General features: G+C 60.7%; 17 protein-coding genes and 1 pseudogene. 12 read left to right on the top strand and 6 right to left on the bottom strand.

Features of this window, described 5'->3' with window-relative positions:
• Nucleotides 1-285 precede the first annotated feature (285 nt).
• Both ACCD00_RS11985 and ACCD00_RS11980 read left to right on the top strand, forming a co-directional pair.
• Nucleotides 286-1338 (top strand): WD40/YVTN/BNR-like repeat-containing protein, encoded by a 1053-nt coding sequence (locus tag ACCD00_RS11985; RefSeq protein WP_413424684.1) that lies wholly within the window; start codon nucleotides 286-288, stop codon nucleotides 1336-1338.
• A 28-nt stretch (nucleotides 1339-1366) separates the two neighbouring features.
• Nucleotides 1367-3751 carry an efflux RND transporter permease subunit gene (locus ACCD00_RS11980; protein ID WP_413424682.1) on the top strand — a complete coding sequence of 795 codons (2385 nt, stop codon included), beginning with the start codon at nucleotides 1367-1369 and terminating at the stop codon, nucleotides 3749-3751.
• A 170-nt stretch (nucleotides 3752-3921) separates the two neighbouring features.
• Here the strand turns inward: ACCD00_RS11980 and ACCD00_RS11975 are convergent, their stop codons facing one another.
• Nucleotides 3922-4641, bottom strand: coding sequence for a FadR/GntR family transcriptional regulator (locus ACCD00_RS11975; protein ID WP_032829613.1), 720 nt, complete (start codon nucleotides 4639-4641; stop codon nucleotides 3922-3924).
• Between the two features lie 175 nt (nucleotides 4642-4816).
• A complete protein-coding gene (locus ACCD00_RS11970; protein ID WP_413424680.1) occupies nucleotides 4817-6553 on the bottom strand; it encodes an IlvD/Edd family dehydratase in 1737 nt (578 codons plus the stop codon).
• Nucleotides 6554-6747: 194 nt separating this feature from the next.
• Here ACCD00_RS11970 and ACCD00_RS11965 point away from each other — a divergent pair, with 194 nt between their 5' ends.
• From ACCD00_RS11965 to ACCD00_RS11925, 9 genes are all read left to right on the top strand, one after another.
• A complete protein-coding gene (locus ACCD00_RS11965; protein ID WP_413424678.1) occupies nucleotides 6748-8070 on the top strand; it encodes an MFS transporter in 1323 nt (440 codons plus the stop codon).
• Nucleotides 8071-8244: 174 nt separating this feature from the next.
• Nucleotides 8245-9237, top strand: coding sequence for an AraD1 family protein (araD1, locus tag ACCD00_RS11960; protein ID WP_413424676.1), 993 nt, complete (start codon nucleotides 8245-8247; stop codon nucleotides 9235-9237).
• Between the two features lie 10 nt (nucleotides 9238-9247).
• Complete coding sequence (locus ACCD00_RS11955) at nucleotides 9248-10828, top strand: aldehyde dehydrogenase (NADP(+)) (protein WP_413424674.1); 1581 nt, start codon at nucleotides 9248-9250, stop codon at nucleotides 10826-10828.
• A gap of 141 nt (nucleotides 10829-10969) precedes the next feature.
• Nucleotides 10970-11308 (top strand): DUF5629 family protein, encoded by a 339-nt coding sequence (locus tag ACCD00_RS11950; RefSeq protein ID WP_008020075.1) that lies wholly within the window; start codon nucleotides 10970-10972, stop codon nucleotides 11306-11308.
• On the top strand, nucleotides 11301-12470 hold the full coding sequence (locus ACCD00_RS11945; RefSeq protein ID WP_413424672.1) for a lactonase family protein: 1170 nt from the start codon (nucleotides 11301-11303) through the stop codon (nucleotides 12468-12470). The genes ACCD00_RS11950 and ACCD00_RS11945 overlap by 8 nt, the downstream gene beginning before the upstream one ends.
• 156 nt (nucleotides 12471-12626) lie before the next feature.
• Nucleotides 12627-12806 (top strand): hypothetical protein, encoded by a 180-nt coding sequence (locus ACCD00_RS11940; RefSeq protein ID WP_007979950.1) that lies wholly within the window; start codon nucleotides 12627-12629, stop codon nucleotides 12804-12806.
• A gap of 218 nt (nucleotides 12807-13024) precedes the next feature.
• Nucleotides 13025-13150 (top strand): hypothetical protein, encoded by a 126-nt coding sequence (locus ACCD00_RS11935; RefSeq protein ID WP_008020073.1) that lies wholly within the window; start codon nucleotides 13025-13027, stop codon nucleotides 13148-13150.
• 115 nt (nucleotides 13151-13265) lie between these two features.
• Entirely contained in the window at nucleotides 13266-13478 is a 213-nt protein-coding gene (locus ACCD00_RS11930) for a hypothetical protein (protein ID WP_413424670.1), read from the top strand.
• Complete coding sequence (locus tag ACCD00_RS11925) at nucleotides 13475-13732, top strand: hypothetical protein (RefSeq protein ID WP_413424668.1); 258 nt, start codon at nucleotides 13475-13477, stop codon at nucleotides 13730-13732. The genes ACCD00_RS11930 and ACCD00_RS11925 overlap by 4 nt, the downstream gene beginning before the upstream one ends.
• A gap of 114 nt (nucleotides 13733-13846) precedes the next feature.
• Here ACCD00_RS11925 and ACCD00_RS11920 read toward each other — a convergent pair whose 3' ends face one another.
• From ACCD00_RS11920 to ACCD00_RS11910, 3 genes are read right to left on the bottom strand one after another with little or no spacing between them, the layout of a single operon-like run.
• Nucleotides 13847-14443, bottom strand: coding sequence for a glutathione S-transferase (locus ACCD00_RS11920; protein WP_413424666.1), 597 nt, complete (start codon nucleotides 14441-14443; stop codon nucleotides 13847-13849).
• Nucleotides 14440-18081: an AAA family ATPase gene (locus ACCD00_RS11915; protein ID WP_413424664.1), complete on the bottom strand. Its 3642-nt coding sequence runs from the start codon at nucleotides 18079-18081 to the stop codon at nucleotides 14440-14442. Before ACCD00_RS11915 ends, ACCD00_RS11920 begins: the two co-directional genes overlap by 4 nt.
• Nucleotides 18078-19322, bottom strand: coding sequence for an exonuclease SbcCD subunit D C-terminal domain-containing protein (locus tag ACCD00_RS11910; protein WP_413424662.1), 1245 nt, complete (start codon nucleotides 19320-19322; stop codon nucleotides 18078-18080). Before ACCD00_RS11910 ends, ACCD00_RS11915 begins: the two co-directional genes overlap by 4 nt.
• A 363-nt stretch (nucleotides 19323-19685) precedes the next feature.
• On the opposite strand from ACCD00_RS11910, the gene ACCD00_RS11905 reads away from it, so the two are divergent.
• Complete coding sequence (locus ACCD00_RS11905; protein ID WP_413424660.1) at nucleotides 19686-21044, top strand: lytic polysaccharide monooxygenase; 1359 nt, start codon at nucleotides 19686-19688, stop codon at nucleotides 21042-21044.
• Nucleotides 21045-21163: 119 nt separating this feature from the next.
• Here the strand turns inward: ACCD00_RS11905 and ACCD00_RS11900 are convergent.
• A pseudogene (locus tag ACCD00_RS11900) lies at nucleotides 21164-21448 on the bottom strand (protein BatD); the annotation flags it as partial.

The raw sequence follows: 21448 nt of genomic DNA, 5'->3' as shown, positions 1-21448 counted from the left end.
TTGGCGGCATGAGTAAGCCAAACACGGGCATAGGCCGTCCATAGACACTCGATCACCCTCCGCAATACCCGACCATTCACCCGGGCCGCATCTACCCCCGGTTAACAAAACATAACGTGGCGTCGATTGTCAGACATTAAAAAACACCGATAGGATAAGCCAGCTTCCGAAGGGGCTCTGGATTGCGGGTTTCAGGACTATGCTCTGAAACAGCCGGTCCAGACACGCACCCTTGCGGCGCCCAGAAAGGTTGAACGACCTAACAATAATAATGGGGGAAGGTCTATGAGTGAGCCTGTCATGGGTGTGGGTATCTGCCGCCCGCCGGCACTGCGCAAATTCGCGTTGCTGGCTACAGCGCTCTCGCTGTTGGGCTCTGCCATGCTGTCGGCACCTGCGCTGGCCGCGGCGGCGCCAGCATCCGACGTTGTTTATTCCACTGAATCCGCCAAGGCCGTCAAAAGCCTGATGCTCGATGTCGTCCATGCCGGCAAGCGCCTGGTGGCGGTCGGGGATCGTGGGCACATCCTGTATTCCGATGACCAGGGCGCCACCTGGACGCAGGCCAAGGTGCCGACCCGGGCTCTGCTGACGTCGGTGTTCTTTGTCGATGACAAACACGGTTGGGCTGTCGGTCATGACGCGCAGATCCTCGCCAGCGAAGACGGCGGTGCGACCTGGACCCGGCAATTCGAAGATCTGAAACGCGAATCGCCGCTGCTCGATGTCTGGTTCCAGGACGTCAACAGCGGCTTTGCCGTGGGCGCTTATGGTTCGTTGATGGCCACCACCGATGGTGGAAAAAACTGGGAAGACGTCAGCGACCGCCTGGACAACGAAGACCAGTACCACCTCAACGCCATTACGGCGGTCAAGGATGCCGGGCTGTTCATCGTCGGCGAGCAGGGCAGCATGTTCCGCTCCGCGGACTGGGGCCAGACCTGGGAGAAACTCGAGGGTCCGTACGAAGGCTCGCTGTTTGGCGTGATCGGCACGGCACAGCCCAATACGCTGCTGGCCTACGGACTGCGCGGCAACCTTTACCGTTCCACGGATTTCGGCAGCACCTGGGAGCAAGTCGAGCTCAAGGCCGAACGTGGCGACCTGGAGTTCGGGTTGTCCGGCGGCACGCTGCTCGACGATGGTTCCATCGTGATCGTCGGCAACGGCGGCTCGGTGATTCGCAGCAGCGACGATGGCGAAACCTTCACGGTGGTCAACCGTCCGGACCGTATTTCCGTCTCGGCAGTGACTGCGGCAGGCAATGGCAATCTGGTTCTGGCCGGGCAGGGCGGCGTTCGCGTCACTTCGCCGAACGGCACCGAGTCGGGCAAATGAGCCGGGTTAATAACAAGAAGGCGGAGCTATGACTTCCTTGAGTACTCATCACCAGGACAAGGCGACGTTCCTCGAGCGCCTGATCTTCAACAACCGCCCGGCAGTGATCACGATCTGCCTGCTGGTCAGTATCTTCCTGTTCTGGCAGGCCACGCTGATTCGTCCGTCCACCAGTTTCGAAAAGATGATCCCGCTGGAGCATCCCTTCATCCAGAAGATGATGGAGCACCGCAATGACCTGACGAACCTGGGCAACACCGTGCGGATTTCGGTGGAGGCCACCGACGGCGATATCTTCTCCAAGGAGTACATGGAGACCCTGCGTCAGATCAACGACGAGGTGTTCTACATCTCCGGTGTCGACCGTTCCGGCCTCAAGTCGCTGTGGAGCCCGAGCGTTCGCTGGACCGAAGTGACGGAAGAGGGCTTCGCCGGCGGTGAAGTGATTCCGCAAAGCTACAACGGCTCCCAGGCCAGCCTCGACCTGCTGCGCAACAACGTGCTCAAGTCCGGGCAGATCGGGCGTCTGGTGGCCAACGACTTCAAGTCGAGCATCGTCGACATTCCGTTGCTGGAGTCCTACCCGGACCCGCAAGACCAGGGCAAGTTGCTGGCGCTGGACTATCGCAAGTTCTCTCATGAGCTTGAAGACAAGATCCGCACCAAGTTCGAAGCGCAGAACCCGAACGTGAAGATCCACATCGTCGGTTTCGCCAAGAAAGTCGGCGACCTGATCGATGGCTTGGTGATGGTGGTGATGTTCTTCGGAATTGCCTTTGTCATCACCCTGATCCTCCTGCTGTGGTTCACCAACTGCCTGCGCAGTACCGTCGCCGTGTTGAGCACGACGCTGGTGGCGGTGGTCTGGCAACTGGGGTTGATGCACTTCTTCGGTTTCGGGCTCGACCCCTATTCGATGCTGGTGCCGTTCCTGATCTTCGCCATCGGTATTTCCCACGGCGTGCAGAAGATCAACGGCATCGCCCTGCAATCGAGTGAAGCGGACAACGCCCTGACGGCGGCGCGCCGTACGTTCCGTCAATTGTTCCTGCCAGGGATGATCGCGATCCTCGCCGATGCGGTGGGTTTCATCACGCTGCTGATCATCGATATCGGCGTGATCCGTGAGCTGGCGATTGGCGCGTCCATCGGTGTGGCGGTGATCGTGTTCACCAACCTGATCCTGCTGCCGGTGGCGATTTCCTATGTCGGCATCAGCAAGCGTGCCGTGGCCCGCAGCAAGAAAGACGCAACCCGCGAACATCCGTTCTGGCGCTTGCTGGCGAATTTCGCCAGCGCCAAAGTTGCACCGGTTTCCATCCTGCTGGCGCTGATCGCCTTTGGTGGCGGCCTGTGGTACAGCCAGAACCTGAAGATCGGCGACCTCGACCAGGGTGCCCCGGAGCTGCGTCCGGACTCGCGCTACAACAAGGACAACAACTTCATCATCAATAACTACTCCACCAGTTCCGATGTGTTGGTGGTGATGGTCAAGACCAAGGCCGAAGGTTGCTCGCGCTACGAAGCCATGGCGCCGATCGACGAGTTGATGTGGAAGATGCAGAACACCGAGGGCGTGCAGTCGGCGATCTCGCTGGTGACCGTGTCCAAGCAGATGATCAAGGGCATGAACGAGGGCAACCTGAAATGGGAAACCCTGTCGCGCAACCCTGATGTGCTGAACAACTCCATTGCCCGCGCCGACGGCCTGTACAACAACAGCTGTTCCCTGGCGCCGGTGCTGGTGTTCCTCAACGATCACAAGGCTGAGACCCTGGATCGCGCGGTGCATGCAGTGCAGGAGTTCGCCAGGGAAAACAACAAGGACGGCCTGGCGTTCATCCTCGCGGCCGGTAACGCCGGTATCGAGGCGGCCACCAACGAGGTGATCAAGAAGTCCGAGCTGACCATCCTGATCCTGGTGTACATCTGCGTTGCGGTCATGTGCATGATCACCTTCCGTTCCTGGGCGGCGACCTTGTGCATCGTGCTGCCGCTGGTGCTGACCTCGGTACTCGGCAACGCCCTGATGGCCTTCATGGGCATCGGCGTGAAAGTGGCAACCCTGCCGGTCGTGGCGCTTGGGGTGGGGATCGGCGTGGATTACGGCATCTACATCTACAGCCGCCTGGAAAGCTTCCTGCGTGCCGGCCTGCCGCTGCAAGAGGCGTATTACCAGACGCTGAAGTCCACCGGTAAGGCCGTGCTGTTTACCGGTCTGTGCCTGGCCATCGGCGTGTGCACCTGGATCTTCTCGGCCATCAAGTTCCAGGCCGACATGGGGCTGATGCTGACCTTCATGCTGTTGTGGAACATGTTCGGTGCGCTGTGGCTGTTGCCGGCACTGGCGCGGTTCCTGATCAAGCCTGAGAAGCTGGCGGGGCAGAAAGGCAATTCGTTGTTCGCCCACTGATCCAGGCTGAAATGAAAAAGCCGCAACCTCAGGGTTGCGGCTTTTTTTATATCTCAAATTCGCACCAGTCCCTGTTGTAGGAGCGAGCTTGCTCGCGATGGTGTGTCAGCTACATTGACTCCGACTGATACTCCATCGCGAGCAAGCTCGCTCCTACTAGGGGCCGGTAATCAGGCGGGATCGCTGCCCAGCACCACATTCAACGCACTGCGCGCATCATCGAGTTGCACCAGCGTCGCATGCCGCGCACCGAGGGCGTCGCGGTTTTCGATGGCGGTCAGGATCGCCTTGTGCCGGGGCAGCGCCAGTTCATGCAGGTTCGGCCGTTGGTTCGAGTGCTTCAAGGCTTCGGCGATAGCCACCGAGAGCATATTGCACAGGTTGGCCAGCAAGTCGTTGTGCGTTGCGTCGGCGATGCGACTGTGGAAGTCCAGGTCAGGTTGCAACAGTGCCTCCGGCGTCGGCGCAGCTTCCATGCGCTGGTAGGCCTCACCGATGGAGGCAATGTCTGCTTCCGTGGCGAATTGCGCGGCGAGGGCGGCAGCGGCCGGTTCGATGATGCTGCGCACACTGGTCAGCAAGTCGAAAAACTGATTCTGCGGGCTGCTCTGCATCAACCAGTGCAGCACGTCCGGGTCGAGCATGTGCCAGTCCTTGCGCGGCTTGACCACGGTGCCGACTCGCGGGCGGGAATACACCAGGCCCTTGGCAACCAGTACCCGGGTGGCTTCACGCAGCACCGGTCGGCTGACCGCATATTCTTCGCACAACAGCGCCTCGGCGGGCAGTTTGTCGTCCGGCAGGAAACGTCCCGAGACGATCTGCATCCCCAGTTCCTGGACGATGCGCGAGTGCATGCTTTTGCGGTCGGAGGGTTTGCGGTAATCCATGGGGAACGGCGCGGTCCTGTGCGAATAGGTGTCGCGCATGATAGCAGGCGCGGCGAGTCGACTGTAGGAGCGAGCTCGCTCGCGATGGACGTCAACGATAACGTGGGTAACCTGACACCCCGCGGCGGTCTCGGGTCCATCGCGAGCAAGCTCGCTCCTACAGGGGGAGGTGGTGTCAGTGGGAATGACGCGGCACTTCGGCTCCGCGGCAGCCGACCAGGAAGTCGAAGTCGCAACCCTGGTCCGCTTGCAGCACGTGGTCGATGTACAGCTGGCGGTAGCCACCCACCAGTAACTGCTGTGGCGGTTGCAGATCGGCCATGCGCGCGGCCAGTTCGGCGTCCGGAATGTCCAGGTGCAAGCGGCCGCTGGCGCAATCGAGTTCGATCCAGTCGCCTTCCTTCACCGCGGCCAGCGGTCCGCCGGCGGCGGCCTCTGGGGCGACGTGCAGGACAACGGTACCGTATGCCGTGCCGCTCATGCGCGCATCGGAAATACGCACCATGTCGGTCACGCCCTGGGCCAGCAGCTTGGCCGGCAAGCCCATGTTGCCCACTTCGGCCATGCCGGGATAACCCTTCGGCCCGCAGTTTTTCATCACCAGGATCGAGTCGGCATCCACGTCCAGTTCCGGGTCGTTGATTCGCGCCTTGTACATGTCGAAGTTCTCGAACACCACCGCGCGGCCGCGATGCTGCATCAGTTCCGGCGTGGCAGCGGATGGCTTGAGCACAGCGCCCAGCGGTGCCAGGTTGCCGCGCAGCACACAGATACCGCCATCGGCACGGATCGGGTTGTTTAGGGTGCGGATCACTTCGTCTTCGCCGTAGATCGGCGCGTCCCTGGTGTTCTCGCCGATGGATTTGCCGTTGACGGTCAAGGCATTCGGGTTCGGGATCAGATTGGCTTCGCCGAGGCGGCGCAGTACCGCAGGCAATCCACCGGCGTAGTAGAACTCTTCCATCAGGAAGCGCCCGGAAGGTTGCAGGTCGACGATGGTCGGCATGCCACGGCCGATACGGGTCCAGTCGTCCAGGTCCAGTTCAACCCCGATGCGCCCGGCGATGGCTTTCAGGTGGATCACCGCGTTGGTCGAACCGCCGATGGCGGCATTGACGCGAATGGCATTTTCGAAGGCTTCCCTGGTGAGGATCTTCGACAGCTTCAAGTCTTCGCGCACCATCTCCACCGCACGCATGCCGGACATGTGCGCCAACACGTAGCGGCGTGCATCAACGGCGGGAATCGCCGCGTTGTGGGGCAGGGAAGTACCGAGTGCTTCGGCCATGCAGGCCATGGTCGAGGCGGTGCCCATGGTGTTGCAGGTGCCGGCCGAGCGAGACATGCCGCCCTCGGCCGCAAGGAAGTCATCGATGCTGATGGTGCCGGCCTTGACCTGTTCGCTGAGCTGCCAGACCACGGTGCCGGAGCCGATGTCCTTGCCCTTGTGCTTGCCGTTGAGCATCGGCCCGCCAGTGACGACGATGGCCGGCACGTCGCAACTGGCGGCGCCCATCAGTAGCGCCGGAGTGGTCTTGTCGCAACCGGTCAGCAGCACGACGCCGTCAATCGGGTTGCCGCGAATGGCTTCTTCCACGTCCATGCTCGCCAGGTTGCGGGTGAGCATGGCGGTCGGGCGCAGGTTCGATTCGCCGTTGGAGAACACCGGAAACTCCACCGGGAAGCCGCCGGCCTCGATCACACCGCGTTTGACGTGCTCGGCAATCTGGCGGAAATGCGCGTTGCACGGGGTCAGTTCCGACCAGGTGTTGCAGATGCCGATGATCGGCTTGCCATGGAACTGGTGGTCGGCGATGCCCTGATTCTTCATCCAGCTGCGGTACATGAAGCCGTTCTTGTCGGCGGTGCCAAACCATTGGGCCGAGCGCAGGGTGGGTTTCTTATCAGACATGATCGATTCTCTTATTGTATGACTATATTGTTCGAGCTGAGGCGTAACATAAGCGCAATTTGCACTGTTTGGAAGTGTTGTTGATCAAATAGTATTACTATATAGTCCGCTCAAACGGAGGGATGGCCCTGGCGAACATTTCGCGAGAGGCGTCCCCCGAGGTTCTATAACAACAACAATCGGAGACCGATCTCATGAGCCAGGAACTGCGGCTTATCCGTCGCATTACGTTGAAACTGATTCCCTTCCTGATCCTGCTGTACCTGATCGCCTATGTGGACCGCTCCGCCGTGGGGTTCGCCAAGCTGCACATGGGTGCCGACATCGGTCTGGGCGATGCGGCTTACGGCCTGGGCGCAGGGCTGTTCTTCATCGGTTACTTCCTGCTGGAAATCCCCAGTAACCTGATGCTCGATCGCTTCGGTGCCCGGCGCTGGTTCGCGCGAATCATGGTCACCTGGGGCGCCATCACCATCGGCATGGCGTTCGTCCAGGGACCGAACAGTTTCTATCTGATGCGTTTCCTGCTCGGTGCCGCCGAGGCCGGGTTCTTTCCGGGTGTCCTGTACTACATCACCCAATGGTTCCCGGTGCGCCATCGCGGCAAGATCCTCGGGTTGTTCATCCTGTCGCAACCCATTGCGATGATGATCACCGGCCCGGTGTCCGGTGGCTTGCTGGGCATGGACGGTGTGCTGGGGCTGCACGGCTGGCAGTGGCTGTTCATCGTCATCGGTACCCCGGCGATCCTGTTGACCTGGCCGGTACTGCGTTACCTGCCGGACGGCCCGCAACAAGTGAAGTGGATGGACCAGGCGGAAAAGGACTGGCTCAGTGGTGAGCTGAAAAAGGATCTGGACGCGTACGGCCAGACCCGCCATGGCAATCCGCTGCACGCCCTCAAGGACAAGCGCGTGCTGCTGTTGGCGCTGTTCTACCTGCCGGTGACGCTGAGCATCTATGGCCTGGGTTTGTGGCTGCCGACCCTGATCAAGCAGTTTGGCGGCAGCGACCTGGTGACCGGATTCGTCTCGGCGGTGCCGTACATCTTTGGCATCGTCGGTCTGCTGATCATCCCGCGCAGTTCCGACCGCTTGAACGACCGCTACGGCCACCTCGCCGTGCTTTACGTGCTCGGTGCGATCGGCCTGTTCCTCAGCGCCTGGCTGTCGGTGCCGGTGCTGCAACTGGCGGCGTTGTGCCTGGTGGCATTCGCACTGTTCTCCTGTACGGCCGTGTTCTGGACCTTGCCGGGCCGCTTCTTTGCCGGCGCCAGTGCAGCGGCGGGGATCGCCTTGATCAACTCGGTGGGCAACCTCGGTGGCTACCTCGGTCCATTCGTGATCGGCGCACTCAAGGAATACACCGGCAACCTGGCTTCGGGCCTGTACTTCCTGTCTGGCGTGATGGTGTTCGGGCTGGTGTTGACCGGTGTGGTGTATCGCTTGCTGGAACGCCGGCACGTGTTGCCGGCCGATGAATTTGCGGCGAGTGCGCGTGGGGCGTCGCGTACCTGATTTTGAGGATTTACGCCGACCGAATGTGGGAGCGGGCTTGCTCGCGAAAGCGGAGTGTCAGTCACCGATGATGTCGGGTATGACGACCTCTTCGCGAGCAAGTCGGATCGCCGCACCGCCGCTCCCACATTGGTTCTGCAGCGTTTTGAAGAATTGTTTTACAGGAGAGAATTCATGCGTTTGGTTCAGTTCGAATTGAGTAACGGCGAACGCCGTGTCGGCGTTGTCGAGGACGGTTTGGTCCGTGAAGTGCAGGACGCGCGCACGGCTCGCGATCTGGCATTGGCGGCGATCGAGGCGGGCGCCAGCCTTGAGCAACAGGTGCAAGGTCTGGGGCTGGGCATCAGCCATGATTATGCCGAACTGCTGGCGAAACGGCGCATCCTGCCGCCGCTGGACCATCCGGACCCGGCGCACATGCTCATCAGCGGCACAGGCCTGACCCATCTGGGCAGCGCCTCGGCCCGGGACAAGATGCATCAGCAAAGTGGCGACGAAGCGGCGATGACCGACACCATGCGCATCTTCAAATGGGGCGTGGAGGGCGGCAAACCGGCGGCGGATGAAGCCGGTGTGCAACCGGAATGGTTCTACAAGGGCGACGGCAGCATTGTCGTGCGGCCAGGTCAACCTTTTCCGCTACCGCCATTCGCCGAAGATGCCGGTGAAGAGCCCGAGATCAGTGGCCTGTACGTGATCGGCCAAGACCGCAAACCGTATCGCCTGGGCTTTGCCGTGGGTAACGAATTCTCCGATCACGTCATGGAACGCAAGAACTACCTGTATCTGGCTCACTCGAAACTGCGCAGTTGCAGCTATGGCCCGGAACTGCGGGTCGGCGAACTGCCGCAGCATCTGGCGGGCACCAGCCGCATCCTGCGCGACGGCGAAGTGCTGTGGCAAAACGAGTTTCTCAGTGGTGAGGCGAACATGTGCCACAGCCTCGCCAACCTGGAATTCCATCATTTCAAGTACAGCCAGTTCCTGCGCCCGGGGGATGTGCATGTTCACTTCTTCGGCACCGCGACCCTGTCCTTTGCCGACGGCATTCGCACGCAACCGGGTGACGTGTTCGAGATCACCCAGGCCGAATTCGGCGCGCCGTTGATCAACGGCATCGCACCCGTCGCTGCGGCTTTCGAGCCCGGCACCGTCGGCACACTTTGAGGACTCACCCATGACCCGGATTCTTGGTCACAACTACATCGGCGGCCAACGCAGCGCTGCCGGCAGCATCAAGTTGCAGAGTGTCGATGCGACGACGGGCGAGGCCTTGCCCGGCGATTTTTATCAGGCGACACCGCTGGAAGTCGCTGCGGCGGCCGCCGCTGCAGCGGCCGCGTATCCGGCCTATCGCAGCCTGAGCGCGGAGCGACGGGCGCAGTTTCTCGATGCGATTGCCGATGAACTGGATGCCCTCGGTGATGATTTTGTCGCTGTGGTCTGCCGCGAAACAGCGTTGCCCGCAGGCCGGATTCAAGGTGAGCGTGGACGCACCAGCGGCCAGATGCGCCTGTTTGCCAAAGTCTTGCGTCGCGGTGATTTCTACGGTGCACGGATCGACCGGGCATTACCGGAGCGTCAGCCGTTGCCGCGTCCGGATCTGCGTCAATACCGTATCGGCCTCGGGCCGGTGGCTGTGTTCGGTGCCAGCAACTTTCCGCTGGCGTTCTCCACCGCCGGCGGCGATACCGCATCGGCACTCGCCGCCGGATGCCCGGTGGTGTTCAAGGCCCACAGCGGTCACATGGCCACGGCCGAGCAGGTGGCCGACGTAATCATTCGTGCCGCCGAGAAAACCGGCATGCCGGCGGGCGTGTTCAACATGATCTACGGCGCGGGTGTCGGCGAGACACTGGTCAAGCATCCGGCGATCCAGGCCGTGGGTTTCACTGGTTCGCTCAAGGGCGGTCGAGCCTTGTGCGACATGGCCGCGGCACGTGCGCAACCGATTCCGGTGTTCGCCGAGATGTCGAGCATCAACCCGGTGATCGTGTTGCCCGAGGCCTTGCAGGCGCGGGCGGACTCGATCGCCCGGGATCTCACGGCGTCGGTGGTCCAGGGCTGCGGGCAGTTCTGCACCAATCCCGGTTTGGTGATTGGCATTCGCTCTGCTTCGTTCAGCGCATTTGTGCAGCAAGTAGCCGGGTTGATGGCGGATCAACCGGCGCAAACCATGCTCAACGCCGGAACCTTGGGCAGCTATGGCCAAGGCTTGCAAAAACTGCTCGCGCATCCGGGCGTCAAGCACCTGGCCGGTCATCCGCAGCAGGGCAACCAGGCGCAGCCGCAGTTGTTCAAGGCCGATGTCAGCTTGCTGATCGACGGCGATGAAGTGCTGCAGGAGGAAGTGTTCGGTCCGGCCACCGTGGTGGTTGAGGTGGCCGATCATGCGCAACTGATGGCCGCCTTGAACGGCCTGCACGGCCAATTGACCGCCACCCTCATTGGCGAGCCGGCGGACTTCGAGCAGTTCACCGGGCTTACGGCGTTGCTGGAACAGAAGGTCGGGCGAATCCTGCTCAATGGCTATCCGACTGGCGTGGAGGTCTGTGATTCGATGGTCCACGGCGGGCCTTACCCGGCAACGTCCGATGCGCGTGGTACGTCGGTGGGCACACTGGCCATCGATCGCTTCCTGCGACCGGTGTGCTTGCAGAACTACCCCGACAATCTGCTGCCGGATGCGCTGAAGAACGGCAATCCGATGCGTATCCAGCGACTGGTGGATGGCCAGCCATCGCGTGAGGCGCTGTAACAGACCAATACAATCCCTGTGGGAGCGGGCTTGCTCGCGAATGCAATTGGACATTCAACATGAATGTTGCCTGACAGACCGCTTTCGCGAGCAAGCCCGCTCCCACAGGTTGGTCATTCCAGATGAGGGGAATGCGGTGCCATGAGCTATCATTGCGGTTTTCCCATCCAAAGATTGACTGCCATGACTGCCGCAACCGACACCCTGCTCAATGCCCTCGAACACTGTGGAATGGTGGAAATCGACGGGCTGCATGCCTTCGAATTCGCCCTTGATGTCGATGACAACCTGCATATCGAATGCATGGACGGCCGCGCGGCCAAGCACTGGGAGTTCACCCCGGCGCAGGTTCAGGCTGCGACATACGACGCCTCACTGCAAAGCTGGTTGATCATCGGTGATTCAGGTGAGCACCGTTTGGTGTGCCTGGGCGATGTCGTCAGCGGTGACAACGATGACGATGAACCTGAGGATGAATAAACTCTGGCCGCTGTTGATGGCCGGCAGTATCGGTGCGATGGGAGTTCAGGCTGCGTCCGCCGACGACTATCAACTGCTCGTGGGGTCCTACACCGCCAGTCAAAGCCAGGGTATCTACCGTCTGGCTTTCGACAGCCGCACCGGGCAGATCAATACCAGGCCCCTGCAAGTGATCAAAAGCGAGAATCCTTCGTGGCTGACCCTGTCGAAGGACCACCGACACTTGTTCGTGGTCAATGAAAACGGCCCGGGTCAGGCGGATCCGGTAGGGCGTGTCAGCAGTTACTCGATTGATCCCAAGACCCATGCGCTGAGCCTGATCAGCCAGGTACAAAGCCTGGGCAACGAGCCGACCCATTCCAGTCTCAGCGCCGATGGCCGCCATCTGTTTGTCAGCAATTACTCGGTGGCCGAAGACCCGGGTGGCACCCTCGCAGTATTGCCGGTGGCGGCCGATGGCAAGCTCAAACCCGTGGTGCAGATGAGCAGCCACCCGGCGAGCCGGATCAATCCCGAACGCCAGGCCTCGGCCCACGTGCATTCGACGATCCCGTCGCCGGACGGCAGATACGTGTTCTCCAACGACCTGGGCGCCGACAAGGTGTTTGCCTACCGCTTCGACCCCAAGGCCAATCCAGAACTGCCATTGACCCCGGCAACCCCGGCATTCGTGGAGCTGCCGCCCGGTAGCGGACCCCGTCATCTGCTGTTCAGCGCCGATGGCAAACACGCCTGGCTGACCATGGAAATGAGTGCACAGGTGGCAGTGTTCGATTACCACGACGGCCAACTCGAGCAGACGCAGATGGTTGATCTTGCCGCCGGGCAACCGGTCTCAGACAAGGCTGCGGCGGCGCTGCATGCCTCAGCTGACGACAAGTTCCTCTACGTCAGCAACCGTGGCACGGCCAATCAACTGCTGGTGTTTGCGATTGATCCGGCCACCGGCCACCTCAACGAGCTGCAACGCCGGGCGGTGGAGGGCGATCATCCGCGAGAATTCAGCCTCGATCCGAGCGGCAGATTCCTGTTGATCGCCAACCAGAAGAGCAACCAGATTGTCGTCGTCGAACGCGATGCCAAGACCGGTTTGCTGGGCAAGACCGTGCAAAAACTCCCGATGCACGCGCCAAGCGACCTCAGGTTTCTGCTGCGTCAATAAGCCGCAGGCCCCGGTTAATGGGGCCTGCCTGCTTTTATCAATGACGCTGATATCTGGTAATGCTACAAAGCATTTCAAGGCATGAACCCTCGAGGGTTAAGTTTGCTTCACGGCCCCACCGGGCAAGCAAGCCAACTGAATCCGAGGAATACCGCCATGAACTTCAACATCTTCTCTGTCATCGCCGCATCCGCCATTTCTGCCACCGTTGCGCTGCCAGCCAGTGCCAACGTTGAAATCAGCGACAAAAAAGCCCACACCCAGAGCTACACCCAGAAGTACCTGCAACAGAGCGCCAACTTCTACGCCGCGCTGGACCACAAAACCCAAGCCTGAACGTTCACCCCTGCCTTTATGCAGGAGCGAAGTCACTGATGATCGAAGACCCTTGTGTTGAAAACACGAGTGTCGAAAACGATCAGAGTGATGTCGCTCCTGCATAACGCATTTACGACAGCATCAAATTGCTATCAATGTCACGCTTGATATCACATCGCCATGAGTTTAAATTGACGCTGATTTTTTGACTCCCCCTCACGGCAAGGATCGGCAGCATGGTGACGCGTCTGGCATTGGTTCTTCTTTTTCTCTATTCCACCCCCATTTTGTCGGCAGCCGACCCTGTTCCGGGTGAGCCGGATGCTGGCCGCGAACGCTTGATGAGTTTTATTGAAGACTGAAATAGTCTGGCTTAATGATCAATGAGGCTGATGGTCACTATGGATAACCCTGAGTGGTTACCCAGGCTCTTTTGATCGATTCTGTGGGTATTGAAACATGCCTGCGGAGAACATCATGGCCAGCGCAATTCTCACTTCTGCCAAACACGACGCCTATGTGGCGATCGGTCTTTACCTTGCCATGGTGCTGGTGGTCAGCCTTTCAGCCCAGTCGCAATCCAGCGTTGAAGCACCGATCCAGGTCGCTTATCCCGGCATCCAGTTTGAACACCGTGCGCAAAGCGCGAGCGCTGATCAGGCTGAACTCGCAGGAGTGGTCGGCGCATGAAAGGGCACAGACTTTGGGTCATCGCCTTCCTGGCGTTCATGACCAACGGATCCTCCCTGTTGGGGATCGGACAGGGCTCGGCGGGTTCATTGGCCCGGGCCATCGAAGCCAACCACAACATTGCCCGCAACATCGAAAACGCCAATGCTCAGGGCATGCTGGCCGGCAATCCGCCCATCAGGAGTGAAGGTGTGGTTTTCGGGCCGTTCCAGGTCGATTGCTCGGTGATAGGGATGTGTGGGGTGCTGGCCTGAATCCTCGACACACCGCTGGCCTTTGTAGGAGCCAGCTTGCTGGCGATGGCGTATCAGGCACCACAGCGTCAACTGACACACCATCGCCAGCAAGCTGGCTCCTACAGGGGGTGGTTATTTCTTCATGATTGATGTGAACAGGTCCGACGCCAAAAGCCGCTGTAGCCACGCCTGCAAGCGCAGGTAAGGCGTCTGCCCGAACCACTCGCGATCCACATGTGCAAACTGCCGTACGAACGGCATCAATGCGACATCCGCCAGGCTCGGATGGTCCGCCAGCAAATAGTCCCGTCCTTCCAGCAACTGATCCAGCCTGCGCAGGAACACCTCACCTTCGCTGCGATAAACCTCCATCGGCTGCTCGGGATAACGCTCGGCGTACTTGTAGCGATTCAAGTGCACCTTGAACACCTGATCGTTCTGTTCGATCAGCGGGGCGATGTGTGCCGCCGCATCAGGATCATTCTTGAGCAACCAGTCCTGGGGATCGTTCTGCGCCAGCGCCCAGCGCATGATGTCGAGGCTTTCGTCGATCACCCGGCCATCGGCGTTCAGTACCGGCACCGTGCCTTTGCCCGACAGCGCGAGCATCTCGGCAGGCTTGGCCTTCAGGCTGACTTCGACGATGTCCGCGGCCACCCCCGAATAGTGCAGGGCCATGCGTGCGCGCATGGCGTACGGGCAGCGGCGGAAGGAATACAGCGTGTTCATTTCACCTCCAGGGTGCTCAGGCCGTTGCCCTGGCGGCGGACCTGAATCTGCACCGGAATCCGTTCATGCATTTCCTGTACGTGGGAAATAACCGCGACCTTGCGGCCCTGGGCTTGCAAGCCGTCGAGGGCGTCCATGGCCAGTTGCAGGGATTCCGGATCGAGGCTGCCGAAGCCTTCGTCGATGAACAGCGACTCGATTTTCAGCGTGCTCGACGCCATCGATGCCAGGCCGAGGGCCAGCGCCAGCGATACCAGGAAGGTCTCGCCACCGGACAGCGAATGCACCGAACGCAGTTCGTCGCCCATCTCGGTGTCCATCACCAGCAACCCGAGCATGCTGCCGCCACGCTTGAGGCGATAGCGGCGCACCAGTTGGCGCAATTGCACGTTGGCGTGGTGCACCAGCAGGTCAAGGTTGTAGGCCTGGGCGATCTTGCGGAAGGTGTCGCCGGTGGCGGAGCCGATCAGCGCATTCAAGCGAGCCCAGCGTTGATACTCGCCGTAGGCGTCGGCGATTTGCTGCGCCAGGGCCTGATTGGCGTTCTGCCGGCGCTGGTCCTCGGCCTGTTCGGCGCGCAGTTCGGCGCAATGTTGCTCGCTGGTGGCCGCCAGGTTTTGCAGGTCGACCAGTGCGGCAGCCAGTTGTCCGGCGTCGAGGTTGCCGTTGTGTTGCGCTTGATGATCGAGCAAGCGTTGATCCCGCTCTTGCAGCAACACCCTGGTTTGTTCGATGGCTTTTTCGCTCTGCTGCAATCGTTGACGCAGTTCGCTGAGCTGTTGCTCGCTGACGCTCAACAACTCCTGCAGTCCGCCGTCGTCCAGTTCTGGATGCTGCGCGCGCCAGTCGTCGATCCTGGCGCTCAGCTCGCGGTCTTCGCTTTCCAGGGCTTGTACGCGTTCCTGTTGCGCCTTGAGTTCGGCGGCCAGTTGCACCAGCTCCGTGCGCACGCTTTGCAGTTCCTGATTGGCCGCTGCTTCGGCAGTGCGTGCCTGCTCGACGGCCTGATCGAGTTGTTGTTGCCATTGTTCGGCGCTGGCGTGTTCGCCCAGCAGTTGCGTCAGTTTTTCCTGGCAAGCCTGTTGCTGTCCTGCCAGCGCGGTGAATTGCTGCTGCGTAGCGTCCAGTTGTTGGGCGCGGGTCTGCTGTTGGTACTGTTCTTTGTCCAGCGTCTGCTGGCGTTGTTGCTGTTCGCCGAGTTCATCGCGCTGCTGGTCGAGTTGTTGCAGACGCTGGGCGATCTGCCGGTCGAGCTGCATGAAAGTCGCGGCGGGTTCGTTGCGCAGCGCTTCCAGGGTCTCGGCGGGCAACAGGGTGCTGAACGTGCTCAGTTCTTCGTCCAGGCGTTGGCGGTCGCTGCTCAACTCCCGTTGCTGGTCGAGCAGCTGTTGTGTCGCCTGTTGGTTCGCCGTTTCGGCGCTGCGCAGTTGCTGCGTCAGGCGCGCAGCGTCCTGTTGCAGGGTGAGCAGGGCGGTTTGCCGTTGTTCGTCCTGGGCAATGCTCTGGTTCAACTGGCTGCTTTGTTGTGCCAGCCAGGCATCGCGTTTGTCCGCATCCTGGACCAACAGTTGAGCGGACAGCGGGTGCGCTTCAAGGCTCGGCGCCAGGCTTTGTTGCTGAGTCGCGAGCTGTTCCTGCTGTCGCAGCAATTCTTTTTGCTGGGCAATCAGGCCGCCGACTTCAGCGCGCAGATCGGTGAGTTTTTCCTTGAGCAGGTCCACGGCTTTCTGGGCATTGGCCTGTTCGCTTTCATCGTGCCGGCCGAGGCTTTGCAGCAAGGCTTCGGGCTGGTGATAAGGGTGGTCCGGGCTGCCGCAAACCGGGCACGGCTGATCGTCCTGCAACTGCGCACGCAGTTCTTCGACGCTGGCACTGCGCGCCAGACGCTGGCGTTCCAGCAAGTCGCGGGTGACCGTCAGGGTCTGTTCGGCGATGGTCAGCTCGGCCTTGGTCTTCACACCGTCCTGGGTCAGGCGATCACGCTCTTGCTGCGCCGCGAGCTGGCGCTGCTGTAGCTCGGCGCCGAGCTTGTCCAGTTCTTGCTGGCTGGCCCAAAGCCGCATCAGTTCTTCAACGGCCCGCAGTTGCTTGCGGTTGTCCTGCAGCAGGCTGCCGAGAATCCGGATCTGCTCGGCCACCGCTTCGGGTTCGGCGCCAGCCTCTTTGTACAGCACCTCGAGGTCATGACGCTGTGTGGTCAGTTCTTCGGCAGCGCGTGCGGCGCTCTGCTCCAGGGTGGCCAGTTCAGCCTGGCCCTTGTTCAAGCGATTACCGATCAGCATCAGTTGTTGCAGACGATCACGGTAGGCGTTCCAGGCATCGCTCAGCGGCGCCAGATGAGTGCTCTGTTCAAGTTCAGCGGCAATCCGTTGCAAGCGTTCGGCGACCTGCTTCTGCTGGTCGAGCAAACCCTGAATCGTGCTTTGCCCCTGAGTGCAGGCCAGTTCTGCCTGCTGCTTGAGGTCGGCGCTGAGGCTCGCATCCTTGACCAGGCGGGCGAGGGTGCTTTGCTCTTCGAAGGCCTGACGCAGCAGTGGCGCGCTGTGGCTGTGTTGGCTCTGGGCCGCGGCCAGTGCCGTTTTCGCCGCGCTCAGGCTGTGTTCGAGCTGAACCTGACGCGCGTTCAGTCCGGTTTGCTGTTGGATATGCTGTTGAATGTGTGCCGCCAGCGGTGTGAGCTGGGCGCTCAGTTCGGTCTTGCGCGCGAACTGGTGCCGTTGCGGGGCCAGTTGCTCCAGACGAGTCAGCTTCAAGCGCTCGCCGGTCAGGCTGTCCCAGTGCTGTTGGGCTGCTTGCAGTTGTTCGGTGGCGCTCTGTTGTGCGTCCTGCAACTGCTGCAAGTCCTTGAGCCAGCTGTGTTGCAACTCCAACTGTTTGAGCTGCGCCTGCCGGGTTTTAAGTTGCTGCTGAGCTTCATTGAAGCGCTCATCGAGCTCGGCCCGGGCTTCAGGCGACAGTGGCGTGACCCCGCTGGCCTGGTCCTGCAACAGCTTGTGGGTCTCGCGCGCGTCCTTGGTCTTGTCGAAGGCCCGACGACCGAGACGCGTATAGAGCGCCGTGTCGGTGAGCTTCTCCAGCAGTTCGCTGCGGTCGTTGTCGTCGGCCTTGAGGAATGCGCTGAACTCGCTTTGGGCCAGCAGCACGGCGCGGGTGAATTGTTCGAAGTTCAGCCCCAGGGCGGCTTCGAGTTGAGTCTTGTATTCGCCTTTCTGGCTGGCGAGCAATTGATCCTGATCGATGTCACGCAAGCTCTGGCGGCTGGCCTGCAGCTTGCCGGCGGCCTTGTCCCGAGCGCGATTGGCTTCCCAGCGGGCGCGGTAACGACGGCCGTCGACACCGACGAAATCCACTTCCGCATAACCTTCGCCCGTGCCGCGACGCAGCAGGGTCCGCGGGTCACCCGTGCCGATTTCGCCGTCGGCGTCCGGCACCTTGGCGTCGCGGCCGGTGTTGTTCAGGCGGGGTACGGCGCCAAACAGCGCCAGGCACAGCGCATCGAGCAGGGTGCTTTTTCCGGCGCCGGTCGGCCCGGTGATGGCGAACAGACCGGCACTGGCCAGGGGTTCGGCGGTAAAGTCGATCTCAAACGGCCCGGCCAGCGAGGCGAGGTTCTTCAGGCGGATCGCGAGGATTTTCATGGCTGTTCGCTCTCCATCTGCACGTCCTGCAACAGCTCGGCAAAGTCCTTGAGGGTCTGCTCGTCGACCTCGCTGCCGTAGTTGTCCTGCCAGGCGCGGCTGAACAGCTCCTGAGGTGTGAGCTGGTCCAGCTCGATCAGTGTGTTGCCATCCTCGACGCCGTTACGGCTGCCGTTGCCGGCGTATTCCGCGGCGATGCGCACCAGGCGCACGGCCTTGCCTTGCAGGGCGGTTTCCACTTGATTGCGCAGGTCTGGCTGCGGTTCATCAAGGCGCACCCGCACTTCCAGCCACGGCTGGCGCTGGATGTCGGCCAACAGATCGATGTTCGGCAGATCCGCCAGTTGCAGCAGGATCTCGCTCAATGGCGCCGGGCCGATGCGTTGCAGGTTGACCGCGCGGGGGATCATTTTCGGTTCGACGCTGACCAGGGTTTCGCCCTCGAGCCGGATGTCGAGAATCTGGTGCTGATAGCTGATCTCGGAGAACGACAGCGGAATCGGCGAGCCGCTGTAGCGGATGCGCTCCTCGCCGTTGACCTTCTGCGGTTTGTGCAAGTGGCCGAGGGCAACGTAACTGATGCTCGGCCCGAACAGGCTGGCGGGCAGCGCTTCGGCATTGCCGATGATCAGGCTGCGCTCGGAGTCTTCCGACACCGAACCGCCTGCCATGTGCGCGTGGCTGATGGCGATCAGCGCCTGGCCTTTCTTGCGCTTTGCGTTCGCCGCCTCGATCAGCCATTCATGGACCTGGCCAATGCCACGCAGGTAGTTGTCGCCCAGATGCGCGCCGGTGACTTCGGCAGGGCGCAGGAACGGCAGCGCCAGGCACCAGGCGACGGTTTTGCCCTTGGCGTCCGGCAGCGGCAACAGCAAGCGCTCGGCATCCAGTTGCCCGTCATCCAGCCACAGCACACGACCGAGGGCATGCGTGCGCAGGCGGCGCATCAACGGCGCGGGCAGTTCGATCCGCGAGCCGGAATCGTGGTTGCCGGCAATCATCACGATGGTCAGCAATGGCTGCTGTTCGTGGGCGCTGACGATGAAGTCGTAGAGGCGTTCCTGGGCTTTGACCGGCGGATTGACCGTGTCGAAGATATCGCCGGCGATCAACAGCACGTCCGGCTGATCGAGCTTCAGTTGACGCAGCAGCCAGTCGAGAAAACAGCCGTGTTCGAAATCGCGATCCTGGCCGTGCAGGTTCTGCCCGAGGTGCCAGTCGGAGGTGTGGAACAAGCGCAAGGGCAACTCCGCTAAATAAAAAGGTGATGGTCGCAGGAAAAATGGAGGCGACGAAAGGGGGGAGAGTTTACTGACAAACGACCAAGGTTGCTGAACGCCTTGATTGAGTGCAGCTACGGATCTCGATGAAAAAATCCTACGAACGGTCATGCCTACCTGTCAGTTATGACAGTTCCCACTATGGTGGGCAGGGTGTTTAATCGACCCTGCGCATGGAGCCTTGCAGAGCGGCAGCGACGCAATTTATGAGTTTCAGCCTGAAGGGAAAATAGTGTCGCTTCAAAAACGCTGAAGTTGTGTTGTTCACATGTGATCTCAATGGAATCGAACCTCGCATTCATCCAGCCTCAGTGGAGAAACGTCATGTCAAACAGTCATCCGAGTACCATCAGCCGAATCAACACGCCGCGTCATGGCCACGTGTTTTCCCCCGCATCCCGGGCGTACTTTGCCTGGCAGGCAGGCGAGTTGGATGAAGGGGCTTTGAACCAGCGCGAGTCCGGCAAGTTTTTTCCCGAAACTTCCGCCGACGTGGCTGATGCATACGCCAAAGAGGACGTGGCCAATTTTGCGCCGCCTCCTGACGGCAAAATTGCCAGCGCCAATCAAGCCACCGGCCAAAAACTGGATCAGCCGGGTAGCCACTGGCAAAAACATGAAGTGCGAAGCGGCGAAACACTGGATGTCTCTTGGCATTTCACCGCCAACCACGTTACCCGTCGCTGGAACTACTTCATTACCAAGGCTGATTGGGATAGCAGCAGAGCGCTGGCGCGCGATCAATTTGATGCCGAGCCTTTCTATACGGTGCAGTTGAATCTGAAGCCCTATTGGGAACACTCAAACGACATGAAGCCGCCGTCGCCCACCATCCATGGGGTCCCGCTGCCAAAACGAGAGGGGTATCACGTGTTGTTGGCTGTCTGGGAGGTCGCCGATACCGGAAATGCGTTCTATCACGTAGTGGACCTGGATTTTGTGTCGTCTGGAGGAGGCGAGCGTCCGACCACGCCGACCGGTTTGAAGGCCAGTGATATCACTGACAAGCAGGTGGTATTGACGTGGAATGCTGCAACGGGGGCTTCTCCTATCGCGTTTTACCGTATTACGCGCAACGGGACCGCTACAGTCGATGTCGCGGCACCACAACTGACCTGGATCGACCATGCCGTGATGCCTGACACCGTCTACAGCTATTTTATTAGCGCAGTCGACGAGACAGGCAATGTTTCACGTCCAAGTCCGGCTATCGAGGTGCGTACGTTGCCAGAGGAGGGTGAGGTCGGGGCGCCGAGCGCTCCGGCGAACCTGCACAGCATGGGCCAGACAGAGCGCAGTATCAGCTTGATGTGGGGGGCCTCCTCAGGCCCGGTGGCAATAACGAACTACCTGATTTTTCGCGACGGCCAGGAGGTCAAGCGCGTAGGTGCAGATCAGACTTCGTTTGAGGACACGGACCTGACGTCAGGGACCGAGTACCGTTATTTTGTGAGGGCGCTCGACCTGAACGGCAAGCTGTCATCATCAAGTAATGTCCTGAGCGTCAGCACACAAGGTGATGGTGGGGCATATCCGGCGTGGAAGTTGAATACTCAGTATGCAAAAAACGCGTTGGTGAGCCACGCCGGGCAGAACTGGTCCTGCATTCAGGCACATACGTCATATGTTGAGGATTGGGCACCTGGGGCAGGCGACAATGTGCTTTGGGCCAAGCATGTCTGATCCGTTGAACAGGCCATCGTGAGTGGCTGAAAAGGGCTGAAAGATCGCAGCCTTCGATGGCTCCTGAGGGTGTACATCCACCTGATGCAGGCGCTTTCGAAGGTTGCGATCATTTGATTCTACTTGGGATAAAGCGGCGGCAACCCAGTGTCGCCGACCGGATCCTGAACCCGTTCGGCAATCGGGATCGCCTTGATCGCCCGCCACAATTCATCACCTTGCCAATACTGGCCGGTTTCGCTGTAAAGCGCGCCGTTCAGGCCGTCGAGGGCATTGGACAGCGGCACGAAGCGGGCGGCCATGTCGGCCAGGGTTTCCGGTTGTTGGCGGGCCCAGGCGTCGAGGGCCTGGCGGGTGGCGTGGGAGTCGTTGGCCTGGCAGGCGCGCTTGAGGTCGTCGAGGAC

It is taken from the genome of Pseudomonas sp. Pseusp3 (assembly GCF_047304225.1).
In the GTDB taxonomy this organism is placed as follows: Bacteria; Pseudomonadota; Gammaproteobacteria; order Pseudomonadales; family Pseudomonadaceae; genus Aquipseudomonas; species Aquipseudomonas fluorescens_CD.
Note: the sequence above shows the minus strand (reverse complement) of the source record. Positions and strands in the feature narration are given on the sequence as shown.